At 68.2% G+C, this 23,342-nt stretch carries 19 protein-coding genes; 8 read left to right on the top strand and 11 right to left on the bottom strand.

What is annotated here, in order from left to right:
• Nucleotides 1-129 precede the first annotated feature (129 nt).
• Nucleotides 130-708 carry a histidine phosphatase family protein gene (locus tag VER16_RS09640; protein WP_324807572.1) on the top strand — a complete coding sequence of 193 codons (579 nt, stop codon included), beginning with the start codon at nucleotides 130-132 and terminating at the stop codon, nucleotides 706-708.
• 45 nt (nucleotides 709-753) lie between these two features.
• Here VER16_RS09640 and VER16_RS09635 read toward each other — a convergent pair whose 3' ends face one another.
• Together VER16_RS09635 and VER16_RS09630 are read right to left on the bottom strand one after the other, a co-directional pair.
• The gene (locus tag VER16_RS09635; RefSeq protein WP_324807570.1) at nucleotides 754-1,104 is read right to left on the bottom strand and encodes a TfoX/Sxy family protein; all 351 of its coding nucleotides are present in this window, start codon (nucleotides 1,102-1,104) and stop codon (nucleotides 754-756) included.
• Nucleotides 1,101-1,583 (bottom strand): GAF domain-containing protein, encoded by a 483-nt coding sequence (locus tag VER16_RS09630; RefSeq protein WP_324807568.1) that lies wholly within the window; start codon nucleotides 1,581-1,583, stop codon nucleotides 1,101-1,103. The genes VER16_RS09635 and VER16_RS09630 overlap by 4 nt, the downstream gene beginning before the upstream one ends.
• Before the next feature lie 67 nt (nucleotides 1,584-1,650).
• On the opposite strand from VER16_RS09630, the gene bioD reads away from it, so the two are divergent.
• Nucleotides 1,651-2,334, top strand: coding sequence for a dethiobiotin synthase (gene bioD, locus VER16_RS09625; protein WP_324807566.1), 684 nt, complete (start codon nucleotides 1,651-1,653; stop codon nucleotides 2,332-2,334).
• Nucleotides 2,335-2,412: 78 nt separating this feature from the next.
• Here the strand turns inward: bioD and VER16_RS09620 are convergent, their stop codons facing one another.
• The 4 genes from VER16_RS09620 to msrB form a co-directional block, all read right to left on the bottom strand.
• A complete protein-coding gene (locus VER16_RS09620; protein ID WP_324807564.1) occupies nucleotides 2,413-3,864 on the bottom strand; it encodes a PLP-dependent aminotransferase family protein in 1,452 nt (483 codons plus the stop codon).
• 209 nt (nucleotides 3,865-4,073) lie between these two features.
• The gene (msrA, locus tag VER16_RS09615) at nucleotides 4,074-4,811 is read right to left on the bottom strand and encodes a peptide-methionine (S)-S-oxide reductase MsrA (protein ID WP_324807563.1); all 738 of its coding nucleotides are present in this window, start codon (nucleotides 4,809-4,811) and stop codon (nucleotides 4,074-4,076) included.
• Between the two features lie 15 nt (nucleotides 4,812-4,826).
• A complete protein-coding gene (locus tag VER16_RS09610) occupies nucleotides 4,827-6,596 on the bottom strand; it encodes a cytochrome c biogenesis protein DipZ (RefSeq protein ID WP_324807561.1) in 1,770 nt (589 codons plus the stop codon).
• Nucleotides 6,597-6,598: 2 nt separating this feature from the next.
• Nucleotides 6,599-7,174 carry a peptide-methionine (R)-S-oxide reductase MsrB gene (msrB, locus tag VER16_RS09605; RefSeq protein ID WP_324807559.1) on the bottom strand — a complete coding sequence of 192 codons (576 nt, stop codon included), beginning with the start codon at nucleotides 7,172-7,174 and terminating at the stop codon, nucleotides 6,599-6,601.
• Between the two features lie 144 nt (nucleotides 7,175-7,318).
• Between msrB and VER16_RS09600 the strand changes: the two genes are divergently transcribed.
• Both VER16_RS09600 and VER16_RS09595 read left to right on the top strand, forming a co-directional pair.
• Nucleotides 7,319-8,038, top strand: a complete 720-nt coding sequence (locus VER16_RS09600; protein WP_324807557.1) for a response regulator transcription factor — start codon at nucleotides 7,319-7,321, stop codon at nucleotides 8,036-8,038.
• A complete protein-coding gene (locus VER16_RS09595; RefSeq protein ID WP_324807555.1) occupies nucleotides 8,035-9,507 on the top strand; it encodes a HAMP domain-containing sensor histidine kinase in 1,473 nt (490 codons plus the stop codon). The genes VER16_RS09600 and VER16_RS09595 overlap by 4 nt, the downstream gene beginning before the upstream one ends.
• 192 nt (nucleotides 9,508-9,699) lie before the next feature.
• Here VER16_RS09595 and VER16_RS09590 read toward each other — a convergent pair whose 3' ends face one another.
• Nucleotides 9,700-10,053, bottom strand: coding sequence for a phasin family protein (locus VER16_RS09590; protein ID WP_324807553.1), 354 nt, complete (start codon nucleotides 10,051-10,053; stop codon nucleotides 9,700-9,702).
• Nucleotides 10,054-10,168: 115 nt separating this feature from the next.
• On the bottom strand, nucleotides 10,169-10,531 hold the full coding sequence (gene queD, locus VER16_RS09585) for a 6-carboxytetrahydropterin synthase QueD (RefSeq protein ID WP_313206832.1): 363 nt from the start codon (nucleotides 10,529-10,531) through the stop codon (nucleotides 10,169-10,171).
• A gap of 190 nt (nucleotides 10,532-10,721) precedes the next feature.
• Here queD and VER16_RS09580 point away from each other — a divergent pair, with 190 nt between their 5' ends.
• Nucleotides 10,722-13,361: a TonB-dependent receptor gene (locus VER16_RS09580; RefSeq protein WP_324807549.1), complete on the top strand. Its 2,640-nt coding sequence runs from the start codon at nucleotides 10,722-10,724 to the stop codon at nucleotides 13,359-13,361.
• 72 nt (nucleotides 13,362-13,433) lie between these two features.
• On the top strand, nucleotides 13,434-16,028 hold the full coding sequence (locus tag VER16_RS09575; protein WP_324807547.1) for a M14 family zinc carboxypeptidase: 2,595 nt from the start codon (nucleotides 13,434-13,436) through the stop codon (nucleotides 16,026-16,028).
• A gap of 540 nt (nucleotides 16,029-16,568) precedes the next feature.
• Here the strand turns inward: VER16_RS09575 and VER16_RS09570 are convergent.
• Nucleotides 16,569-17,993: a DEAD/DEAH box helicase gene (locus VER16_RS09570; RefSeq protein WP_324807545.1), complete on the bottom strand. Its 1,425-nt coding sequence runs from the start codon at nucleotides 17,991-17,993 to the stop codon at nucleotides 16,569-16,571.
• A gap of 869 nt (nucleotides 17,994-18,862) precedes the next feature.
• Between VER16_RS09570 and VER16_RS09565 the strand changes: the two genes are divergently transcribed.
• Together VER16_RS09565 and maiA are read left to right on the top strand one after the other, a co-directional pair.
• Nucleotides 18,863-19,852 (top strand): fumarylacetoacetate hydrolase family protein, encoded by a 990-nt coding sequence (locus tag VER16_RS09565; RefSeq protein WP_324807543.1) that lies wholly within the window; start codon nucleotides 18,863-18,865, stop codon nucleotides 19,850-19,852.
• A 14-nt stretch (nucleotides 19,853-19,866) separates the two neighbouring features.
• Nucleotides 19,867-20,535 carry a maleylacetoacetate isomerase gene (gene maiA, locus VER16_RS09560; RefSeq protein ID WP_324807542.1) on the top strand — a complete coding sequence of 223 codons (669 nt, stop codon included), beginning with the start codon at nucleotides 19,867-19,869 and terminating at the stop codon, nucleotides 20,533-20,535.
• Between the two features lie 46 nt (nucleotides 20,536-20,581).
• Here the strand turns inward: maiA and VER16_RS09555 are convergent, their stop codons facing one another.
• Together VER16_RS09555 and VER16_RS09550 are read right to left on the bottom strand one after the other, a co-directional pair.
• The gene (locus tag VER16_RS09555; RefSeq protein WP_324807540.1) at nucleotides 20,582-22,042 is read right to left on the bottom strand and encodes a UdgX family uracil-DNA binding protein; all 1,461 of its coding nucleotides are present in this window, start codon (nucleotides 22,040-22,042) and stop codon (nucleotides 20,582-20,584) included.
• A complete protein-coding gene (locus VER16_RS09550; RefSeq protein ID WP_324807538.1) occupies nucleotides 22,023-23,306 on the bottom strand; it encodes a putative DNA modification/repair radical SAM protein in 1,284 nt (427 codons plus the stop codon). The genes VER16_RS09555 and VER16_RS09550 overlap by 20 nt, the downstream gene beginning before the upstream one ends.
• Nucleotides 23,307-23,342: the final 36 nt, after the last annotated feature.

Genomic DNA, 23,342 nt, shown 5'->3' with positions numbered 1-23,342 from the left:
CGGCCGGTAGAGTCGAGCTTGCTCGACTGCCTTTGCTCTGCCCTTAGAATATCCCCTCGATCCCGTGGTGCCGTTGCCGATGTCCCCCCGTTTTCCGCTGTTCCCGCGTTGCCTGCACAGGACGCACGCATGATCCTTGATCTGGTCCGTCACGCCGGCAATGGCCGCGACGAATTCCTCGATGGACGCAGCGATCCGCCGCAGCTGGCCCGCCTGCCGCAGGAACTGGTCGACGCCTATGCCGGGCATGACTGGCAGCGGGTGATCAGCTCGCCGCGTCTGCGCTCGCTGCATACGGCGATGGCCCTGGCCACCCCGCGCGGGCTGGATGTGGACGCGGACGAAGAGTGGGAAGAACTGGATTTCGGCGATTGGGACGGGCAGTCGCTGTTCGAGCTGCCAGAAGATGCGCTGGCCGCCTTCCACGCCGATCCGCACGCTTTCCCGCCGCCCAATGGCGAAAGCTGGGGCCACTTCGAGCGCCGCATCGCGCGCGCGCTGGATCGCCTGCTGGATGACGATGATCCCGTGCCTACGGTGGTGGTCAGCCACGGTGGGCCGTTGCGGATGGTGCTGTCGCAGGTCTGCGGCCTGCCCCTCTCGCTGTGCTGGGCACTGCGCATCGACCATGGCACGCGCCTGCGGGTGCGGCTGGAACGCGGCGAAGTGGGCCTGGTCGGCGAACTGCTGGAACTGCAGCAGCCGTAAGCGCACTCGCCGGGCCATGCCCGGCGAGTGCGCAGCGCGGCGGCCTTAATCTTCGGCGAAGCGGTCTTCGCCATCCTCTTCGGTATCGAAGCGCTGCTCATGCACCGGGCCCGATGCCGGGCCGGCCGCCTTCAACGGCTGTGCGGCAATGCGTGCTTCGTAATCCTGCACCAGCGCCTCGCGCTGGGCTTCGCCCAGCTCCTGCCAGTGGCAGTCCAGCAGCGCGCCTTCCAGCGAATAGAGCAGGTTCAGGCTGGGCTTGAAGCCGGCGCGCTTGACCTTGACGAAGGCCCCGACCGCGCCGAGCGCGGCCAGGTCCTCGCGGCTGCGCAGGCCGACCTGGCGCAGCCACGCCGCGCTCTTCGGGCCGATGTTGCGCAGCTTCGGTGCGCTCATCCCAGGGCCTCGACGAACACGCGGGCGATGGCTTCCAGCCCGGCCTGGTCCTCGGCATCGAAGCGGCCCACCTTCGGGCTGTCGATGTCGAACACGCCGATCAGTTCCTCACCGCGCAGCAGCGGCACCACCAGTTCCGAGCGCGAGGCCGAATCGCAGGCGATGTGGCCGGGGAAGGCATCGACATCTTCCACGCGCTGGGTGATGCGCTGGCTGGCGGCAGCACCGCACACGCCCTTGTCCAGCGGAATGCGCACGCAGGCCGGCAGGCCCTGGAAGGGGCCGACCACCAGCTCCTTGCCGTCGTACAGGTAGAAACCCACCCAGTTCAGGTCGGGCAGGGCGTGGTAGACCAGTGCGGAGAGGTTGGCCGCGTTGGCGATGCGGTCGGACTCGCCGTAGACCAGGCCACGGGCCTGTTCCAGCAGCTGGGCGTATTGTTCCGGCTTGCTGCCGGTGAGCGAGGCGTTGGCGAACATGCCTGCAGTCTAGCAAGCGCACGGGACCAGCGATAATGCACGCTCTGTTGCATGCCTGGAGCCCTTGATGCACCTGCCCGCCACGCTGCCTCCGGCGTTGTTCGTCACCGGTACCGATACCGAAATCGGCAAGACCGCCACCAGTACGGCGCTGCTGTTCGCGCTGCGCCGGCGTGGGCTGCGTGCGGTGGGCATGAAGCCGGTAGCCAGCGGCAGCCGGGATCTGGGCCAGGGCCTGCGCAACGAGGATGCGCTGGCGCTGCAGGCGGCCAGCCGGCCGGTGCCGGACTACGCCGACCTGAACCCCTATGCGCTGCGGCAGCCGCTGGCGCCGGAACTGGCCGCCGCCGAGGATGGCGTGCACGTGCAGCTGGCGCCGATCGTGGCCGCATTCGAGCGGCTGCGGGCGCAGGCCGACGTGGTGGTGGTGGAAGGCGTGGGCGGCTGGCTGGCGCCGGTGTCGGCCACGCTGGACCAGCTGGATCTGGTGCGCGCACTGCGGTTGCCGGTGCTGCTGGTGGTGGGCATGCGCCTGGGCTGTGTGAACCACGCGCGGCTGACCGCGCAGTCGCTGCAGGCCAGCGGCGTGGAATGCCTGGGCTGGATCGGCAACCACATCGATCCCACCATGCAGCGCCAGGACGAGAACATCGCCACGCTGCAGCAGCGCCTGCCGATGCCGTGCTGGGGGCGGTTGCCGCACCTGCCGGGCGCGGATGGTGAGCGACTCGCAGTGCACCTGTGCGATTGATCTGCTTCCTGCAGAGCCGAGCCCATGCTCGGCTCGGCACCGGATCCGGATGAAACGCAGCCGAGCGCAGGCTCGGCTCTACAGGGCAGAGCGTGCAGATAACTCCCGCGCGATCGCGCCCAGCCGTTCCACCGCGCTGATGAAGCGTGCATCCAGCGCCTGGCAGCACGACAGCCGCAGGCAATGCCGGTAGCGCGCGCCGCGCGAATACACCTGACCGGGCATGAACACGATGTCCTCCGCCAGCGCCCGCTCGAACAGTTCGCGGGTGTCCACGCCCGGCAGCTCCAGCCACAGCAGGAAGCCGCCCTGCGGCTCGGTGGCGCGGGTGCCAGCGGGGAAGTGCTCGGCCACCAGCTGGCGCAGGCGTCCGACCTGTTCGCGGTACAGCCGGCGCATGCGGTGCAGATGATGTTCGTAGCTGCCCGCTTCCAGGTAAGCCGCAACGGCATCGCCGAGCAGCTGCGGTTCACCGCCGGTCGACTGGAATTTCAGCAGGGCGATGCGCTCGGCGAAACGGCCGCCATCGAGCCAGCCGATGCGGTAGTCCGGTGCCAGCGTCTTGGAGAAACCGCCGACCACCATCACCCAGCCATCGCGATCAAACGCCTTCAGCAGGGGGGCGGGCGGTTCGCAGAACTGCAGCTCGGCGTACACCGCATCCTCGATCAATGGCAGTTGGCGTGCGTTGACCAGCTCGGCCAGGCGCTGCTTGGCGGCCGTGGGCATGGTGCAGCCCAGCGGGTTGTGCACGGTGGGCATCACCACCAGCGCGGCCAGCGGTGTGTGTTCCAGCAGCGATTCCAGCGCATCCACATCCAGCCCGTGCTGCGGATGGGTGGGCAGTTCGATGGCCTGCAGGCCGAGGTTGGCCAGCAGTGGGTACAGGTTGAAGTAGGACGGCGCCTCGATGCCTACGGCGGCACCGGGTTCGGTCACCGCGCGCAGGGCCAGCTGCAGCGCTTCCATCGCGCCGTGGGTCAGCAGCAGGCGATCGGCATGGGTGTGCAGGCCCAGCCGCGGGCCGCGCCGTACGATCTGCGCCAGCAGGCGCGGCGAGCCGTTCGGGCGCGCATAGGTCTCCACCGTCTGCTGGCCGTGGCGCAGTACCTGTGCGGTATGCCGGGCCAGCTGCGCGCCGGGATAGAACTGCCGCCCACGTGGCCCGGCGAAGGCCAGGTCGATCACCCCGGGGCGTCGCTGTGCTTCGAGCACGCGCGCCATCAACACCTGCTGCAGCGGTGCGGTCGGCGCCGAAGGTGCATCGCGTAGCGAACGCTGCGGCACCGACAGGCGCGGTGCCACCTCGAAACCGGCCTTCGGCCGTGGTACCACCAGGCCTGCATCTTCCAGCTGCCGGTAGGCGGCGATGACAGTGTTCAAGCTGAGCTTGCGCTGCGCGGCCATCTGCCGCAGCGAGGGCAGGCGGCTGCCGACCGGCAGGCGACCGCCGTGGATGGCCTCGGCCAGTTCATCGGACAGGCGCTGGTAGCGCGGCGGGGCCGGGGGAGTACGCGGATCTGTATCCATTGGACTGGCCTGCGTCTGGAGCTGTACCCATGATGCCGCCGAGCCTAGCATGGTGCCGTCGGTGGGGCCTGATCGGGGCCCGGCCGGTCCATTTCAAACGCACGGCCGCAGGGCCGTGCGTCTTTTTTGCGTGGACGTCAACGAATCCGCGCCAACGATGCCTGGCGTTTCGTAGAGTCGAGCGTGGGCTCGGCTCTACTCAAGCGCGGTCAGCGCATCGGTACCAGCGAGGCCTCGCGCCGGTAGAGCGCCGGGAACTGTTTGCCGAAGGCGGCCAGCTTGGGCGCATCGTAATAGCGGATGTAGGCCGCCTGCGGGTAGTTGGCCATGTAGTTCTGGTGGTAGCTCTCGGCCGGGTAGAAGCGTTGCCCACTGGCCACCTGGGTCACGATCGGGCCGCGGTAGCTGCCGGCCTTGCCCAGCTGGTCGATGTAGGCGCGGCTGGCGGCCAGTTGGCGGGCATCATCGCTGAAGATCGCCGAGCGGTACTGGCTGCCGTGGTCGGGCCCCTGGTAGTTCAGCTGGGTGGGGTCGTGCACCACCGAGAAGAACACCTGCATCAACTGGCCATAGCTGACCTGGCGCGGATCGTAGTCGACCTTGACCGCTTCGGCGTGACCGGTGCGGCCGCTGCTGACCCGCTCGTAGCGTGCATCGGCCGCGCTGCCACCGGCATAGCCGGCCACGGCGTTGCTCACGCCTTTCACGTGCTGGAACACACCCTGCACGCCCCAGAAGCAGCCGCCGGCAAACACCACGCTGGCATGGGTGGCGCCATCACTGAAGGCCGCATCGCCGGCCGGGGCCGGTAGTGGCTGTACCTGCGCACTGGCTGCGGCCGGCGCAGCCATCGCACCGCGATCCACCAGCAGCACGCCGGCCACCAGTGCCGTAGCGACCAGCCCGGCAACACCCACTGCAATGCCCTGTTCGAAGGAGAATTTCATCGTGCCCTCCTGTGCTCAACCAAAGGTGAAGGCATAGGCCTGCACGCCCGCGTCGAGGAATTCGATCTCGAAGCGGTGCGGGCCGACCGTGCCGCGCTGGCGCACCAGCTGGTACAGACGGTTCTCGTTGACCACGCCGCTGCCATCGGCGCCGACATCGCTGCCGGCATCGGCGGCCGGCAGCGGCTTGCCGTCCAGCCATACGCGGAAGCGCACCGGTGTGCCGTCCTGCGTCGGTGCCAGCACCAGGTGCAGGTCGCGGGCATGGAACTGGAAGGCAATGCGGCCGCCGGCCTGCTGCAGCTGCGCGGCTTCATCGGTGATGGTCCAGCGGCCGGACAGGCCCCACTGGTTCAGCGCGAGGCTGGCCGGCAGCGCGTAGTCAAAGACCGCACCGGTACGCTGCCCGCCGGGCGAGGCGAAATGCTCGGCGCGTGCGTGGCCCAGGTAGGTTTCCGGCGAGCGCAGGTTGCCCATGTCGGCCTGCGTGGCCACGCCCTGCAGGTCGGCGGCGGCCGGGTCGGCCGGCGGCGGCAGGTCGGTCTGGCCGGCTTCGGTCAGCAGGCGGCGGATCACCTGTTCCGAATGCGCATAGTTGCCTTCACCGAACTGATGGGCGCGGATGTTGCCCTGTGCATCGACGAAGTACTGCGCCGGCCAATACTGGTTGTTGAACGCGCGCCAGATCGAATACTGGTTGTCCAGCGCCACCGGGTAGTCCACCTTCAGCTGCTGCACCGCCTTCATCACGTTGCGCGGGTCGCGTTCGAAGGCGAACTCGGGCGTGTGCACGCCGACCACCACCAGGCCGTGGTCGCGGTAGCGGCGCTCCCATTCGTGCACGAAGGGCATCGCGCGCAGGCAGTTGATGCAGGAGTAGGTCCAGAAATCGACCAGCACCACTTTGCCGCGCAGCTGTTCGGCGTTCAGCGGCGGGCTGTTGAGCCAGCCGGTGGCACCGTCCAGCGCGGGCAGGGTGCCTTCCACCGGCAGCGGCGCGTCGGCAGCAGCCTTCGCGCCGGCCATCATCATCATCGGCGGCGCCGCCGGTTGCGCACCGGGCACGGCGTCGAGCAGGCCCTGTTCGATGCGCGCGGTGCTTACCGTGGACAGGCGGGTCAGCAGGCCGGTATCCCAGCCCAGGCCGATGGCCACCACTGCCAGCAGCGCAGCCACGCCCAGCACCTTGCGCAGCACGTCGCCCAGGCCAAGGCGCGCCTGCAGGGCGTTGAACACGCGGCCGCCGATCCACACCGCCAGCGCGAGCGCGGTGGCCGCGCCCAGCGCGTAGGCCAGCAGCAGCGCGCTGGTGCCGACGCTGGCGCCATGCAGCGCGGCACCGGTCAGCACCAGACCGAGGATCGGCCCGGCACACGGTGCCCACAGCAGGCCGGTGGCGATGCCGATCAGCAGCGAGGTCCACGCACCGCCACGGCCGGCATCGTCGGCGGCATCGGCACGCGCACTCAGGCGCGCACCCACGCGCTGGAACGGCGCCAGCAGATGGTCGGCCAGGCGCGGCCAGAGCAGCGCCAGGGCGAACACCGCCATCAGCACCAGGGCCAGCCAGCGGCCGATCTGGTTGGCCTGCGCCACCCACTGGCTGCCTACGGCGGCCAGGCTGGCCACTGCAGCAAAGGTCAGCGCCATGCCCAGCAGCAGCGGCAGGGTGCTGCGCACGAACGACCGGTTGGCGCGCGCGAACACAAAGGGCAGCACCGGCAGGATGCACGGGCTGAGCAGGGTCAGTACGCCGCCCAGATAGGCCAGCAGCAACAGCAGCATCATCAGGCTCCAGAAGTGGGGGAAGAACCGAGCGGCACGCGCCAGTCGCCATTGCTGTCCTGCTGCGCGGCGCCGGGCTGGAACAGCAGCGCGACACCGTTCATGCAGTAGCGCAGGCCGGTGGGGCGCGGGCCATCGTTGAAGACATGGCCGAGGTGGCCGCCGCAGCGGCTGCAGTGCGCTTCCACCCGCAGCATGCCGAAGGTGGTGTCGCGGTCCTCGCCGACCGCGCCATGCAGCGGTGCCCAGAAGCTGGGCCAGCCGGTGCCGCTCTCGAACTTGGTGGACGAGGAGAACAGCGGCTGCTGGCACCCGGCGCAGGTGAACGTGCCCTGTCGATGTTCACGGTCCAGCGGGCTGCTGCCAGCGCGTTCGGTGGCCTGCTGGCGCAGCACCGCATACTGCGCCGGGGTCAGCAGCCGGCGCCACTCGGCGTCGGTGCGCATCAGCGGAAATTGACGCGCCGGGCGCGCTTCGGCGGCGGCCGTGGTGGGACGACTGCACGCGCCCAGGCCGAGCACGCCGGCGGCGGTGGCAAGACCGCCCAGGCCCAGCAGGTGGCGGCGGGTAAGGGACATGGCGTACTCCGGGAAGGGGCGACGGGGCCATGCTGCGCCTGCCCGGGTCAACGAATCCTCACGCAGGATTCAATTTTTCGTGAGGTATCGGCTGCCGTCCCGCGCCACAATGCAGGCAGCCTCTCCCACTGGCCCGAGCTGCCGATGTCCGCCAAACGTGTCCTGATCGTTGAAGACGACGCCCACATCGCCGACCTGCTGCGCATGCACCTGGCCGACGAGGGCTACGACGTCGCCCACGCCGCCACCGGCGATGCCGGCCTGCGGCTGCTGGAGCAGGATGGCCCGTGGGACGCGCTGGTGCTGGACGTGATGCTGCCCGGCGTGGATGGCCTGCAGATCTGCCAGCGTGCCCGGGCGATGGCGCGCTACGTGCCGATCATCATCATCAGCGCACGTGGCAGCGAAACCCAGCGCATCGTCGGCCTGGAACTGGGCGCGGACGACTACCTGGCCAAACCCTTCTCGATGCCCGAGCTGGTGGCGCGCGTGCGTGCGCTGCTGCGCCGTGCCGAAGCGATGGCGCAGAACGCACGCATCGATGCCGGTGCCGTCGAGGTCGGTGGCCTGCAGCTGGACCCGGTGGCGCGCACCGCCTCGGTGGAGGGCGCGCCGCTGGAACTGACCCCGCGCGAATTCGACCTGCTGCTGTTCTTTGCCCGCCACCGCGACCAGGTATTCGCGCGGATGGAACTGCTGAACCAGGTCTGGGGCTACCAGCACGATGGCTACGAGCACACCGTCAACACCCATATTAACCGCCTGCGCAGCAAGATCGAAGTCGACCCGGCCACGCCGCGACGGCTGCTGACGGTGTGGGGGCGCGGCTACAAGCTGGTCGATCCGGCCGGGGCATCGGCATGATCACGCCCAACCTCTGGCAGAAGCTGGCGGCAGTGATCGCCGCGCTGATGCTGATGTGCTGCATGGCCCTGCTGGCCCTGCAGATGCACGCCAACACCCGCCACGAACAGGAAGTGGTGCAGCGCCTGTCGCTGGGCCTGGCCGAACACATCGCCCAGCGCAGCGAACTGATGGACACCAGCGGCATGCGCGATACCGCCGTACGCGCGCTGTTCGGCCAATTGATGGCGGTCAATCCCAGCGTGGAGGTGTACCTGCTGGACGACCAGGGGCGCATCCTCGGCCACGATGCACCCAGCGGCCACCTGCTGCGTGATCGTGTCGACCTGGCACCGCTGCGTCGCCTGCTGGCTGGCGCGCCGTTGCCGATCCTCGGCGACGACCCACGCAGCAACGCGGGCCGCAAGGTCTTCAGCGTCGCCCCGCTGGTGGTGCAGGGGCGCCAGGCCGGGTACGTCTACGTGGTGCTGGTGGGTGAACACCGGCAGATGCTGGCCGACGACCTGGCGGCCAGCAACCAGTGGAACACCACGTGGTGGTCGGTGCTGCTGGTGGGCAGCCTGGGCCTGCTGGCCGGGCTGGTGGCGTTCTACTGGGTCACCCGGCCGCTGCGCCGGTTGACCCGGCGCATCCAGGCGTTCGACATCGATGCACCCACGCCATTGCCTGCCCCCGTACCGCTGCGCAGTGGCGAGCGCGACGAGCTGAAGATCCTCGAACATGCCCACGCGCAGATGGCGCAGCGGCTGGGCGAACAGTGGCAGCAGCTGCGCCAGCAGGACCTGCAGCGCCGCGAGCTGGTGGCCAACATCTCGCACGATCTGCGCACGCCGCTGTCGTCGCTGCATGGCTACCTGGAAACACTGGCGTTGAAAGAAGCCACGCTGTCGGCGGATGAACGCCGCCGTTACCTGGGCATTGCCCTGGCGCAGAGCGCCAAGGTCGGCCGCCTGGCGCGCGCACTGTTCGAGCTGGCGCGTCTGGAGCATGGTGAAGTGCGCCTGGAGTGGGAGGTGTTCGCGCTGCCGGAGCTGCTGCAGGACGTGCTGCAGAAGTTCGAACTGGCCGCACAGGCGCGTGGCCAGCACCTGCATGCCGATTTTCCACCGGGGCTGCCGCTGGTGCGTGCCGATCTCGGCCTGGTCGAGCGGGTGCTGACCAACCTGCTGGACAACGCACTGCGGCATGCGCCCGAAGGCGGCGAGGTGCGGGTGCAGCTGCGCGCCATCGAAGGCAGCGTGGAAGTGAGCGTGGCCGACGATGGCCCCGGCGTGGCCCCGGCACTGCGCGCGCAGCTGTTCCAGGCACCGGCGGCGCTGGGGGCGCGGCGCGGCGAGAACGGCGGGCTGGGCCTGCTGATCGTGCAGCGCATCGTGCAGTTGCACGGGCGCCGCATTGAACTGCGCGAAAGCGAGACGGGCGCGCTGTTCGTGTTCGCCCTGCCGCGTGCGGACAACGCATCCACCTGACCGAGCCGCAGCGGTAGATCCACGCCATGCGTGGATGCTGTTCGCGCAGATCGCAACCATCCAGTAGATCCACGCCATGCGTGGATGCACTTCGCGTAAACCGCAGGCAAAAAAAGACCCGGCAGAGGGAGGGATCTGCCGGGTCCGGATTGCATGGGGGGAGGGACCCATGCAATGAGCGTGGGCGTGACGTCAGTGGCTGTTGCCGGTGGCGTCCGCCGAAGTTTGTGTCTGGCCCTGCACCAGGTCGGACCAGGCGCGACCGGCCTGCAGGCCCAGATCGACCACGTCCTGCTGGGCCTGGCCCAGCCGCTGCAGGTTGTCCTGCCACAGCTGCGCGCCCTTGGGCAGCAACCCGGCCGGATCTTCGCTGCGGGCCAGTTCGCCCAGCCAGCCGCCGGTCGCGGTCAGGTTGCGTTCCATCGCCTTCAGCTGCACGCCGAACATGCTCTCGGCGTTTTCCAGCGCCAATCGGTTTGCACGCGTTGCCGCAGCCGCCAGCTGGCGGGTGGCATCACTGAAACGATCGGCGAAGGCGTTGGCCATGGCGGCATCGAAAGCGGTTGATGCAATGCAGCATACGCCGATCATGCCGCAATGCAACAAAAAACAGGAAGGCGCTCAAGGCGCCTTCAGAAACCCTTCAAGATCAATAGTTTGATCAGGCGCCCGGGCCGCGGTACCGGCAGCCGGAGGTGCAGGTTTCGTGCACGGTGATCTCGCTCAGCGCGGGCAGGACCGGCTTCAGCTCCTTCCAGATCCACACCGCCAGGTTCTCGCTGGTCGGGTTTTCCAGGCCGGGGATGTCGTTGAGGTAGTGGTGGTCCAGGCGGTCGTAGATCGGCTGGAAGGCGGCTTTGACGTCGCCGAAATCCATGATCCAGCCGGTCTGCGCACCCGGCTCGCCCTCCACCTTCAGTTCCACGCGGAAGGAGTGGCCGTGCAGGCGCGCGCATTTGTGGCCCGGCGGCACGTTGGGCAGGCGGTGGGCCGCCTCGAGCATGAAGACTTTGAAGATTTCCATGGCGCGATTGTACGCCGGCCCCGCCGCCGCGGCCGTCCCGGTTGTTGGATTTCCGTAAAGTAATTCTTTCTATCCGGATGAAGAGATGTTAGCTTCTCTTATATCCGTATGAAGAGATGTTATTGGTCGCGCCAGACCTGGCATGGATTACTGCGGAACTTCCGTCGTCCACTACCCCCCCCACATCGTCATGCCCCAGCACACCCTGCTCGTGGCGGCCCTGGCCGTCGCTCTGGCCGCGCCTTTGTCTGCCGCCGCCGAAACCACCGCCGACGCCAGTAGCGAAGCCAATACCCTGGCCGCCGTGCGCGTCACCGGTTCCAACATCAAGCGCACCGATACCGAGGCGTCCAACCCGGTGCAGGTGATCGGCCGCCAGCAGCTGGAACAGACCGGCAAGGCCACCGTGGCCGACGTGCTGCGTTCGATCTCGGCCAACACCGGCAACGCCAACAACGAAACCACCAACAACGGCTGGGCCTCCGGCTCGGCCGGCATCGGCCTGCGCGGCCTTTCGCAGAAGAACACGCTGGTGCTGCTCAACGGCCGCCGCCTGGCCAACTACGGCTTCCCCGCTGGCGGCCTGTCCGACACCTTCGTCGACCTCAACGCGCTGCCGCTGGTGGCGGTCGAACGCATCGAAGTGCTCAAGGACGGTGCATCGGCGGTGTACGGTTCCGACGCGGTGGCTGGCGTGGTCAACATCATCACCCGGCAGAACTTCGAAGGCGCCGAGATCGGCGGCAGCTTCGGTGGTGCCGACCAGGGCGGCCTGCACGAGCAGAACCTGAAGTTCGTCGGTGGCCTCGGTGACCTGGATACCGATGGCTACAACATCCTCTTCAGCCTGCAGGGCTACAACCGCGAGCGCCTGGACCAGGACGAGCGCAACCTGACCAGGAGCGGCATCTACAGCGACCAGCCCGGCGGCCGCTGGAACGGCTGGTCGGCCAAGGGCGCGCGCTACCTCATCAACGGCGTTTCGGTGCCGATGCTCGATGCCGACGGCAACTGCCCCACCGGCACCACCCGCGTCGCCAGCGCGCCGATCGACGGTCTGGCCGGTGATACCTGCGGCTACAACCAGGCGCCGTACACCACCCTGATTCCCTCGACCAAGCGCTACCAGGCGTATGCCAACGGCACCTTCCGCCTCGGCGAGAACGTCGAAGCCTTCGGCGAAGTGCTGTACAGCCAGATCAAGAGCGCCGCCTGGTTCGGCAGCAGCCCGTTCTTCACCCTGGAAAGTGGTCGCTTCGCCCTGAACGCGGAAACCGGCCTGGCCGAGCCGGTGTCGTCCAACCTGCCGGCCAGCAGCCCGTACAACCCGTATGGCCGCGCGGTGCCGATCGAATACACCTTCTTCGACCTCGGCGGCACCATCAAGACCAACCGCTCCACCGCCTACCGCGGCGTGGTCGGCCTGCGCGGCAGCACCGCCGCCTGGGATTGGGAAGTGGCCGCGTTCGGCGCACGCAGCAGCGAGCGCGAGACGGTGTCGGGCGGCTTCGCCAACCGCTGGGCGCTGGCCGATGCGCTGGCCAGCGGCAGCTACAACCTGCTCAACCCGTCGGCCACCCCGCAGTCGGTGATCGATGCCATCAACATCTCCACCCTGCGCCCGGCCGAATCGGTGCTGCAGGGTGTGGACGCCAAGATCTCCGGCACCCTGGGCCGCACCTGGGCCGGTGACATCGGCTTTGCCGCCGGTGCCGAATGGCGCCGCGAGAAGCTCGATTCCAACAACCCCTGGCAGATCGATGCCGGCCTGCAGGTACGCCCGGCCATCGCCGAAGTGCACGGCGAGCGCAAGGTCAGCGCCGCCTATGCCGAGGTGAACGTGCCGCTGGCCACGGGCCTGGAACTGTCCGCCGCCGCGCGTGCCGACCACTACGACGATTTCGGCGACGCGTTCTCGCCCAAGCTCGGCCTGCGCTGGCAGCCGCTGGATTTCCTGCTGGTGCGCGCCTCGGCGTCGAAGGGCTTCCGTGCGCCGTCGCTGTCGGAGAATTCCAACAGCACCAGCATCGCCTACGGCAGCGTGGTCGACCCGCGTGATCCGGACGTGCCGGGCTCGCGGCAGAACCCGACCTTCTTCACCGTCGGCAACAGCGAGCTGAAGCCCGAGCGCACCAAGAGCGTGAACTTCGGCGTGGTGCTCTCGCCGTGGGCCAACACCAACCTGAGCGTGGATTACTACCGCATCCAGCTGGACAACCTGGTCGGCACCAACAACACCCAGACCCTGGTCAACGACAACGTGGCCGGTGCCGTGCAGCGCGACGAGCGCGGCAAGCTGCTGGCCGTGTTCAACCGCTACCAGAACCTGAGCGAGCTGAAGACCTCGGGCATCGACGTCGAACTGCGCCAGCGCATCCCGACCGCCGCGCTGGGCGATTTCACCCTGTCCTCGGCCTACACCCACGTGCGTGACTACCGTCGCCCGACCGTGGTCGGTGGTCCGCTGGTGGACTACGCCGGGAGCAACCTCGGCGCCACCCTGCCGAAGAACAAGGCGACCACCACGCTGGACTGGACCTTCCGCGATTTCACCGCCGCCGTCACCTGGTACTACACCAGCGGCTACGACCAGAAGGCCAGCACCGCCGCCGCGGCCGTGCAGGACCGCATCGATGCGTACAACCAGTTTGATCTGTACCTGGCCTATGCCGGCATCGACAAGCTGACCGTGTACGCCAAGGTGCAGAACCTGGCCGACAGGACGCCGCCGTACGATGCCTCGTTCCCGGGTATCCGCGCGCCGTACGACTTCAGCCAGTACGACCTGCGTGGCCGCTACTTCACTCTCGGCTTCGATTACCGCTTCTGATGCCATCGCCGCAGCCGGCCACACGCCGTGGCCGGCTGCGTTGCCGCTGTCCTGTTTCCTTGGGGAGTCACCGTGTCCTTCCACCGCCGTGCCGTTCTTCCGTTGCTGCTTGCCGCCGCCACCGTCCTGTCCTCGCCGCTGCCGGCGCAGGCGCAGAGTGCGTACTTCTTCCCCCAGGCCACCGACGCTGCCGCGTTCGATGCCGCCATTCCCAGCCCCGAGCAGTTCCTCGGCTACCCGATCGGCAGCCGCTACACCCGGCATGACCAGCTGGTGGCCTATTTCCAGGAACTGGCGAAGCATTCGGACAAGATCCGCGTGCAGGAGATCGGCCGCAGCTACGAAGGCCGCCCGCTGCTGATCGCCACCGTCACCGCCGCCGACAACCAGGCGCGCATCGACCGGATCCGCCAGCAGCACGCCACCCTGGTCGACCCGGCGCAACCGCGCAGCGCCGCCGGTGACAGCCCCGTCGTGGTCTGGCTGGGCTACAGCGTGCATGGCAATGAAACCTCCAGCGGCGAAGCGGCGATGCTGACCGCCTACTACCTGGTGGCCAACCGCAGCGCCGAAACCCAGCAGTGGCTGCAGCAGTCGGTGGTGCTGTTCGATCCTGCGCAGAATCCCGACGGCCGCGACCGTGCCGCGAACTGGCACAACGCCTGGGCATCGGACCCGGCCTCGTCCGACCCGGCCGACAAGGAACATGTCGAACCGTTCCCGCAGGGCCGCACCAACCACTACTTCACCGATCTCAACCGCGACTGGCTGGCCCTGACCCAGCAGGATTCGCGGCCCAAGCTGGCCGTGTTCCACCAGTGGTACCCGAACGTGCAGATCGACTTCCACGAGATGGGCAAGGACAGCACGTACTACTTCGAGCCCTCGCCGAAGAGCATGCACAGCCCGCTGATTCCGGCGGCGTCCTACGAGTTCAACAAGACCCTGGCCAAGTACCACGCGCAGTCGCTGGATGCGCTGGGCTCGCTGTACTACACCGGCGAGAACTACGACAACTTCTCGCCGGTGTATGGTTCGACCTATCCGGATTTCCACGGCGCGGTCGGTGTCACCGTCGAGCAGGCCAGCTCGCGTGGGCGCGTGCAGGAATCGGTGAACGGCCTGCTGACCTTCCCCTTCACCATCCGCAACCAGGTCGCCACCGGCCTGGGCACGGTGCGCGGTGCGGTGACCGAGCGCAGTGGCCTGTTCGACCTGCAGAAGGATTTCTTCCAGAGTGCGCTGAAGCAGGCGGCACAGCAGCCGGTGAAGAGCTTCGTGTTCGGCGATGCGCACGACCCGGCACTGACCCGGCGCCTGCTGGAGCTGTTGCTGCTGCATCGCATCGACGTGCATGCGCTGGATCGCAGCGTCACCGTCGATGGACAGCGCTTCGATGCCGGCAGCGCGTACGTCGTGCCGGTGCAGCAGGCGCAGTTCCGCTTGGTCCATTCGATCTTCGCCGAGACGCCGTCGATCAAGGGCGACGTGTTCTACGGCAGCACCAGCTATGCCATCGCACCGGCCTACGGCGTGGCCTTCGCCGGCAGCCGCAGCCGCATCGACGGCGGTACCCGCGTGGCGGAACTGCCGCCGGTACAGGGGGCGGTGAACGGCGGCCAGGCCGGCTTCGCCTACGCCATCGACTGGCGCGACTACAACGCCGGCCGCGCGCTGGCCGCGCTGCAGGCCAAGGGGCTCAGCGCACGCGCTGCGTTCAAGCCGTTCAGCAGCGCCACCGCGCAGGGCCAGGTCGACTTCGCCGCGGGCAGCCTGGTCATTCCGGTGGCCGGCCAGCCGCTGCAGGGCGCGGCCCTGCTCGAGGCCGTGACCGCCGCAGCACGCGACGCGGGCGTGCAGGTGCATGCCCTGTCCAGCGGCCGCAGCAGTGAGGGCATCGATCTCGGCAGCGACGGCGTCAAGGCACTGCGCAAGCCGGCCGTGGCGCTGGTGATGGGCGAGGGCGTGACCGCCACCGAGATCGGTTCGGCCTGGTTCCTGCTCGACCAGCAGCTGCACCTGCCGGCCAGCAAGCTGGATCCGCAGCAGCTGGGCAAGGTGGCGCTGGACCGCTACACCACCATCGTGCTGTCCGGCGGCACCTACACCGGCATCGACGCCACCGCCGTGGCCGCGCTGAAGCGCTGGGTGCAGGCCGGCGGCTCGCTGGTGACCTATGGCAACGCGTCGAAGTGGGCGGTGGAACAGAAGCTGGCCGACGGCGAATCGCTGGGCAAGGACGAGGAAGCATCTGAAGCCGAGCGCCGCGCGTTTGGCGACCAGCGTGACATCGCCGCGATCGAGCGGGTGAGCGGCAACATCCTCAGCGCCGACGTCGATACCACCCATCCGCTGGCCTTCGGCGTGCCGCGCCGGCAGCTGGCGGTCAACAAGGAAAACGCGGTGACGCTGCAGCCGAGTGCGAATCCGTTCTCGACGGTGGTACGCATCGACGCGACGCCGCGGGTGAATGGTTACCTGTCCGAGCGCAATCGTGCGCGGGTGGCGGGCAGTGCGTGGCTGCTGGTATCGCCGCAGGGGCAGGGCAACGTGGTGTTGTTTGCCGATGATCCGGCGCATCGCAAGTACTGCCACGGTACTGATCGCCTGCTGATCAATGCGATTTTCTTCGGGAATCTGGTGAATCCGGCTAAGGCGCGGGGTTGAGGCGTTTGGCGCCTTGTTGATGCTGGGGGTGGGAGGACGGATGGGCCGCGCAGGACACGCCGCAAGTACGTCCCTGTAGGCTCGTAGGCGCCATCCATGGCGCCTGCGGTCCTGCGCAACCCATCCGTCCTCCCCAGACAGTTTCCCGCAGGCGCGGACGCATCAAATCCAAGGCGGGAGCAAGGGCAAAAGCAAAAAGCAAAAAGCAAAAGCGGAAGCAGCGGCTTCGGCTTTTGCTCTTGAACTTGAATTTGATCCTTCTTCCTCCGGCTACTCCGCGGGAGAAGGAAGGCGCTGGAAATGCCTGAAGCGGATCGGGGCGGGGGGAGCGCGAAACCGCAGGCGCCATGGATGGCGCCTACGAGCCCCCATGGATGGGTTCACGGCGTGTTTCGCGCTCCCCCGCCCCGATCCGCCCCACGCAGAACCAGCCGCCAGCTTCTAACCCCAGGTAGCCAGCACAAAAAAAAGGACGGCGCCTCAGCGCCGTCCCTCGATAGCCCCCCGCGCAGCGGGAAGCGCAACAACCGTCAGCTGCGATCAGCCAGCGCGACCGCCGCCGTTGCCGCCCTGGCCGCGGCCACGGCCGCCACCACCATTGCCGCCACCGCCACGACGCTGGCCCTGACCCGCGCCCGCACCGGCACGCTGCTGGCCATTGCCACCGCCCTCGCGACGGCCGCCGCCGGCCTTCTTCGGGCCCGCGTGCGCGTGGCGCGGCGCATCACCGTGCGGACGGCGCGCGTGGCTCTTACGCGGTGCGCGTTCGCCGGTGTCGTGCTCGGCCTTGCCCGGTGCACTGTTGCCCCAGCGGATCGGCGTCTGCAGCTCGAAGCCCGGCACGTCGCGGATGTCCATGTCGCGGCCCAGCAGGCGCACGATCGCACGCAGCAGCTTCACTTCATCCTGCGCCACCAGCGAAATCGCCTGGCCGGTTGAACCGTTGCGGCCGGTACGGCCGATGCGGTGCACGTAATCCTCGGCCACCATCGGCAGGTCGAAGTTGATCACCTTCGGCAGCTCGCTGATGTCGATGCCGCGCGCGGCGATGTCGGTGGCCACCAGCACGGTCACCCGGCCGGCCTTGAAATCACCCAGGGCACGCAGGCGCTGGCCCTGGCTCTTGTTGCCGTGGATGGCCGCGGTCTTGATGCCGGACTTTTCCAGGAACGTGGCCAGCTTGTCGCTGCCATGCTTGGTACGCGCGAAGACCAGGGTCTGCTCGCGGCTGTCCTGCGCCAACAGGTGCAGCAGCAGGTCACGCTTGCGGCCGGCATCGACCGGGTGCACGCGGTGGGTGATGGTCTCGGCCACGGTGTTCTTCGGCGTCACCTGGATCTGCTCAGGGTTGCGCATGAACTCCAGCGCCAGCTGGCGGATGTTGTCCTCGAAGGTGGCCGAGAACAGCAGCGTCTGCCGGTTCTGCTTGGGCAGCTTGGCCAGGATGCGCTTGATCGACGGCAGGAAGCCCATGTCGAGCATGCGGTCGGCTTCGTCCAGGATCAGCACTTCGATGCCGGACAGGTCGACGCTGCGACGCTCCAGATGGTCGATCAGGCGGCCCGGGCAGGCGACCAGCAGGTCGACGCCACGACGCAGGATGTCCAGCTGGTTGCCCATGCCGACGCCGCCGTAGATGCAGGCGCTGGGAATGCGCAGGTACTTGCTGTAGCCGCGCAGGCTGTCATGCACCTGGGTGGCCAGCTCGCGGGTCGGGGCCAGGATCAGCGCACGCGGCTTGCGCGGGCCGCTGCGTACTTCCTGCGAGGAGGTGCCCAGGTGCTGCAGCAGCGGCAGGCCGAAGGCGGCGGTCTTGCCGGTACCGGTCTGTGCACCGGCCAGCAGGTCGCGACCGGCCAGCGCCAGCGGGATCGCCTGCTGCTGGATCGGGGTCGGGTTTTCGTAGCCCTGCTCGGCGAGCGCGCGCAGCAGGAAAGGCGCAAGGCCCAGGGATTCAAACGACATTGAGAATGCTCCAAGTACAAGAAACGCCTGTCCGAACGGACAGACGGGGGCAGATCAAACTGATCGGCTGACTCGGAGCGTTCCCGTGAACCGCGCTGCGAGAATTGGGTGCAGCCGGCACGGAGCGCAGGCTGGAATGCGTGACGAACGGCGTCGGAGTGGGGGCGGGCGAAGAGGGCGGACCCAGGTCGCCGGCGATCCCGGAGGGAAACGGACGGCCGCTGCAGACCCCGCAAGTCTAAACGATCTTGAAGACTTCACGCAAAAAGCCCTGTTCAGGTAGGGGGTGTGTCCTGCAGGGCTTGCAGCCCTGCACCTGCTTGAAGCCAGGGCAACGTCAACGTCAAAAGTGGGCATTCCGTGGGTTGGCGGGGTGGGTCCGGTTGAGGGGGGACGGCGTGAATACGTCCATGTAGCCTCGGTCGCGCCATCCATGGCGCTCACGCCCCCTCAACCGGACCCACCCCGCCTTCGACAGTTCTCCGCGATCTGTCGAGCTTCAAACCTTCAATTTCGACGTCTGACAGATTTCATCGACGAATGGAGTGATGTTCCAACCGTCATCAGGAAACTGTCGGGGGTGGGGCGGTGTGGGCTTGCAGGACCGCAGGCGCCATGGATGGCGCCTACGAGCCCCCAGGGACGGGTTTACGGCGTGTCCTGCAAGCCCACACCGCCCCGCCCAACCAGCAGAAAACCAGAGCCGCTCTGGCATTTGATGTTGCCCTGGCTCTAAGCAGGTGCAGGGCTGCAAGCCCTGCCGAACCCCCTCCTGCGGTAGGGTGGCCCGATGCCGCGCTGCAGCTTGGCTAACTCGTGCATTTGATTACACTTGAAACTTATTTGCCCACGACTCCGGACACCCACCCATGAAGCTTGGTTCTTTGAAGGAAGGCGGCCGCGACGGCACCCTGATCGTCGTCTCGCGTGACCTGCGCCTCGGCGTCCGCGCCACCGGCATTGCCGCCACCCTGCAGCAGGCCCTGGAAGACTGGAGCCACATCGCCCCGCGCCTGAACGCCCTGTACGAATCGCTGAACGCCGGCGACGCCGATGGCGTGTTCGACCTCGACCCACAGGCCTTGGCCGCGCCGATGCCGCGGGCCTATGAATTCGTCGATGGCAGCGCCTACCTGCCGCACGTCGAGCGCGTCCGCCGCGCCCGTGGCGCCGAGGTGCCGGAAAGCTTCTACACCGACCCGCTGATGTACCAGGCCACCAGCGCCGGCTTTTACGGCCCGCGCGATGCGGTGAAGGTGGTCAGCGAGGCGTACGGCATCGACCTGGAAGCCGAGATCGTGGTCATCACCGACGATGTGCCGATGGCGGCCACCCCGGAACAGGCCGCCGGCCACATCCAGCTGGTCGGCCTGGTCAACGACGTTTCGCTGCGCAACCTGATCCCCGGCGAACTGGCCAAGGGCTTCGGCTTCCTGCAGTCCAAGCCGCGCTCGGCGCTGTCGCCGGTGTTCGTCACCCCCGATGAGCTGGGCACTGCCTGGCAGGACAGCAAGGTGCACCTGCCGCTGCTGACCCACATCAACGGGCAGTGGTTCGGCGCGCCGGAAGCCGGCGTGGACATGCAGTTCAACTTCGCCCAGCTGGTCGCGCATGCGGCCAGGACCCGTCCGCTGGGCGCCGGCACCATCGTCGGCTCGGGCACCATCGCCAACGAGGACACCAGCAAGGGTGCCTCCTGCTTCGCCGAACAGCGCACGGTGGAAACCCTGCGCGATGGCAAGCCGAGCACACCGTTCATGTCCTTCGGCGACGTGGTGCGCATCGAGATGCTCGACGCCGCCGGCAACAGCATCTTCGGTGCGATCGAGCAGCGCATCGAGCAGGCGGCCCAGCCCTGAGCATGGAGGCGGCGATGGATATCCTGGTTGACGACGGCCTCGTGCTGTACACCTACTGGCGATCCAGCGCCGCCTACCGCGTGCGCATCGGTCTGGAATTGAAGGGCCTGGCCTGGGAGGCCCGGCCGGTGCATCTGGTGCGCGACGGTGGCGAGCAGCATGCCGATAGCTATGTCGCGATCAACCCGCAGCAGCTGGTGCCTGCGCTGCTGCATGAAGGGCATACGCTCACCCAGTCGCTGGCGGTCCTGGAATATCTCGATGAGCGCTTCCCGCAGGTGCCGCTGCTGCCGGCCGACGCGGCCGGTCGCGCGCGGGTGCGGGCGCTGGCCCAGCTGGTGGCCTGCGACATCCATCCGATCAACAACCTGCGGGTGATGCAGTACCTCGAACGCAGCCTGCAGGTGCCGGCCGACGCGCGCACGCAGTGGACCCTGCACTGGATGGCGGAAGGCTTCGCGGCCATGGAGGCCATGCTTGTCGGCAGCGCTGATACCGGCAGTTTCTGCCATGGCGACCGCCCGGGCCTGGCCGACATCTGCCTGCTGCCGCAGCTCTACAACGCACACCGTTTTGGACTGGATCTGACGCCTTACCCGACCCTGCGCCGCATCGAAGCAGCGTGCCAGGCACTGGAGGCCTTCGATCGCGCCCGCCCGGAAAACCAGCCCGACGCCGCCTGACCGAAAAAGGGGACGGAGGGGATTAAGTCGTTTGTGCACAAACGACTTAATCCCCTCCGCCCCCTTTTTGTTGCAGCTGGGCCAGGTCATCGCGGAACAGCCGATAGGCCTCCTCGCGCCTTGCATCGTCGGCCTGACGCAGCACCCATGCGGGATGCACGGTGGCGTAGCCGCGGGTGCCATCGTCCAGCGTGTGCCAGCGCCCGCGGTCGCGTGACAGCTGGAAGCCCGCGCCGAACACCGAGGACGCAGCGGTCGCGCCCAGGCAGACGATCACTTGTGGCCGCACCCGCGCGATCTCGCCCAGCAGCCACGGCTGGCAGGCCCGCACGTGGCGGCTTTCCGGGCGCTTGTGCAGGCGCAGTTTGCCGCGCCGTTCGTGGTGGAAGTGCTTGACTGCATTGGTCAGGTACAGCGTGGCGCGGTCGATGCCCAGCTCGGCCAGTGCACGGTCCAGCAGCTGGCCGGCCGGGCCTGCGAACGGACGGCCACACAGATCCTCGGTGTCACCGGGCTGCTCGCCGATCACCATCACCCGCGCGTCGGCCGGGCCTTGACCGAACACCACCTGGGTGGCCGGTTCCCACAGCGGGCACTGGCGGCAGCCGGCGGCCTGCTGGCGCAGCGCGTCCAGGCTGCCCGGCGCACGCCCGGCAACCTCGGCGGCAGGCCGCTGTGGAATCTTCCGCTGCGGTGCCTGCGCCGGCCGGTCATGCATTTCCTGCACGCGGTCGGCAGCGTCGCGCACCAGCCCCGGCAGCAGCTGCGCTTCGGGCAGGTGGCGCCAGTACCGCGCCGGCATCTCCTGCAGCATCATCCGGGTGTTCAGGCGGGCGGGATTGAAGATGCTGGCGTAGTAGGTCTGCCACAGCGATTCGCGCGCATCTTCGGCCGGCGCATCCTCGCGACGACCGCCCGGCCCGAAGGCCAGCGCTTCGCCATCCCACTGCACGCTGCGGCCAGGGGTGAGGATGGCCCAGCGCATGCCGGCGAATCGGCGCGCGAAGAACGGTGCGACCCGCTCGACGATGTGGTGGTCGGGCTCGAACCACGCGATGAAGGCATCGGTCTGGCCGGGCACTTCGCGGAAGCGCACGAACGCCTTCATCTTGTGGGTATCGCGGCGCACCGCCTGGGCCAGCCCCATCGCCCGCAGCACGTCGGCATCGGCCGGGTTGGACAGCACGTTGCGCTCGCCGTGGGCGATGCGCCACAGCAGCCGGTACAGCAGGGCCAGCCGCTGCGGCTCGCGATGGCACAGGCAGGTCGCGGCCAGCTCCATGAAATCGCGCGGCACGCTGGGCGCGCTGGCGTCGGCGGGCAGGGGAGTACTCTGCACGGCCGGCGCATCCAGCAGAGAGGCATCGCGGCCTTCCAGCCAGTCCAGCTGCGCCGGTGCCACGCCACGCAGCAGCGCCTCGCGCGCGGCATCGCGCCAGGCGTCCAGCGACCACGGCGGGTCCACCCGCAGCGACCAGCGCTGCACGTCAGGTGGCGGGCGGTGCATCGAACAGCGAGCCCTGGCGTGGCGGCGGGGCCAGCTGCGCGCGCAATGCCGCCGGATCATCCAGTGCCTTGCGCGGGTGGTGGTCGGCCAGCAGCACGAACGGCAGCAGCTTGCTCATCGGGGCCTTCAGCCGGGCCACGTCGGCCACCCGCAGGCGGCCATGCCGGCGCGCCATCAGCACCCGCTTCACATTGCGCACGCCCAGGCCGGGTACGCGCAGCAGCAGTTCCTTCGGCGCGCGGTTCAGATCCACCGGGAACCGCTCGGGGTGGCGGATCGCCCAGGCCATCTTCGGGTCGATGTCCAGGTCCAGCATGCCGTCCTGGGTGGTATCGGTGATTTCCTCGACGCCGTAACCGTAGAAGCGCAGCAGCCAGTCGGCCTGGTACAGGCGATGCTCGCGCTGCAGCGGGGGCGGCTGCAGCGGCAGCTGGCGGCTGGCATCGGGAATGGGGCTGAAGGCCGAGTAATACACCCGGCGCATGCGGTAGTTGCCGTACAGCGCGTCGGCACTGGCCAGGATCTGCTGGTCGTTGGCCCCGTCGGCGCCGACGATCATCTGCGTGCTCTGCCCGGCCGGGGCGAAGCGCGGCGGACGAGGCCGCGCGCTGCGGTTGGCGGTTGGCGCGACCACGGCCGGCGCCTTGCGCGCCTCCTTGGCTTCCTCGATGCGCCAGCGCAGTTCGCCCATCGCGCCGCGGATCGAGTGCACGGTCTTTTCCGGCGCCAGCGCACTCAGGCCGGCCTCGGTCGGCAGTTCCACGTTGATCGAAAGGCGGTCGGCGTAGCGCCCGGCGCTGGCCAGCAGTTCGGGCGAGGCCTCGGGAATGGTCTTGAGGTGGATGTAGCCGGCGTAGCGATGTTCCTCGCGCAGCTGCCGCGCCACTTCCACCATCTGTTCCATGGTGTAGTCGGCATTGCGGATGATGCCGCTGGAAAGGAACAGGCCCTCGATGTAGTTGCGCTTGTAGAAGTCCAGGGTCAGCGCGACCACTTCGTCCACGCTGAAACGCGCACGCGGCACGTTGCTGGACACGCGGTTCACGCAGTAGGCGCAGTCGTAGACGCAGAAGTTGGTCAACAGGATCTTCAGCAGTGACACGCAGCGGCCATCGGGCGTATAGCTGTGGCAGATACCCATGCCTTCGGTGCTGCCGATGCCGCCGCTGGTGCGCGAGTCGCGCTTGCCCGCGCCGCTGGAGGCGCAGGAGGCGTCGTACTTGGCGGCGTCGGCGAGGATGGCCAGCTTGCGGATGGTTTCCATTGAGGAAACCTACGGACAGGCGTTCTCATTGGATGA

Origin of the sequence: Stenotrophomonas sp. (assembly GCF_035634915.1) — a bacterium.
Taxonomy (GTDB): domain Bacteria; phylum Pseudomonadota; class Gammaproteobacteria; order Xanthomonadales; family Xanthomonadaceae; genus Stenotrophomonas.
The sequence above is the reverse complement of the archived record's forward strand: the minus strand, read 5'-3'. Positions and strand labels throughout refer to the sequence as shown.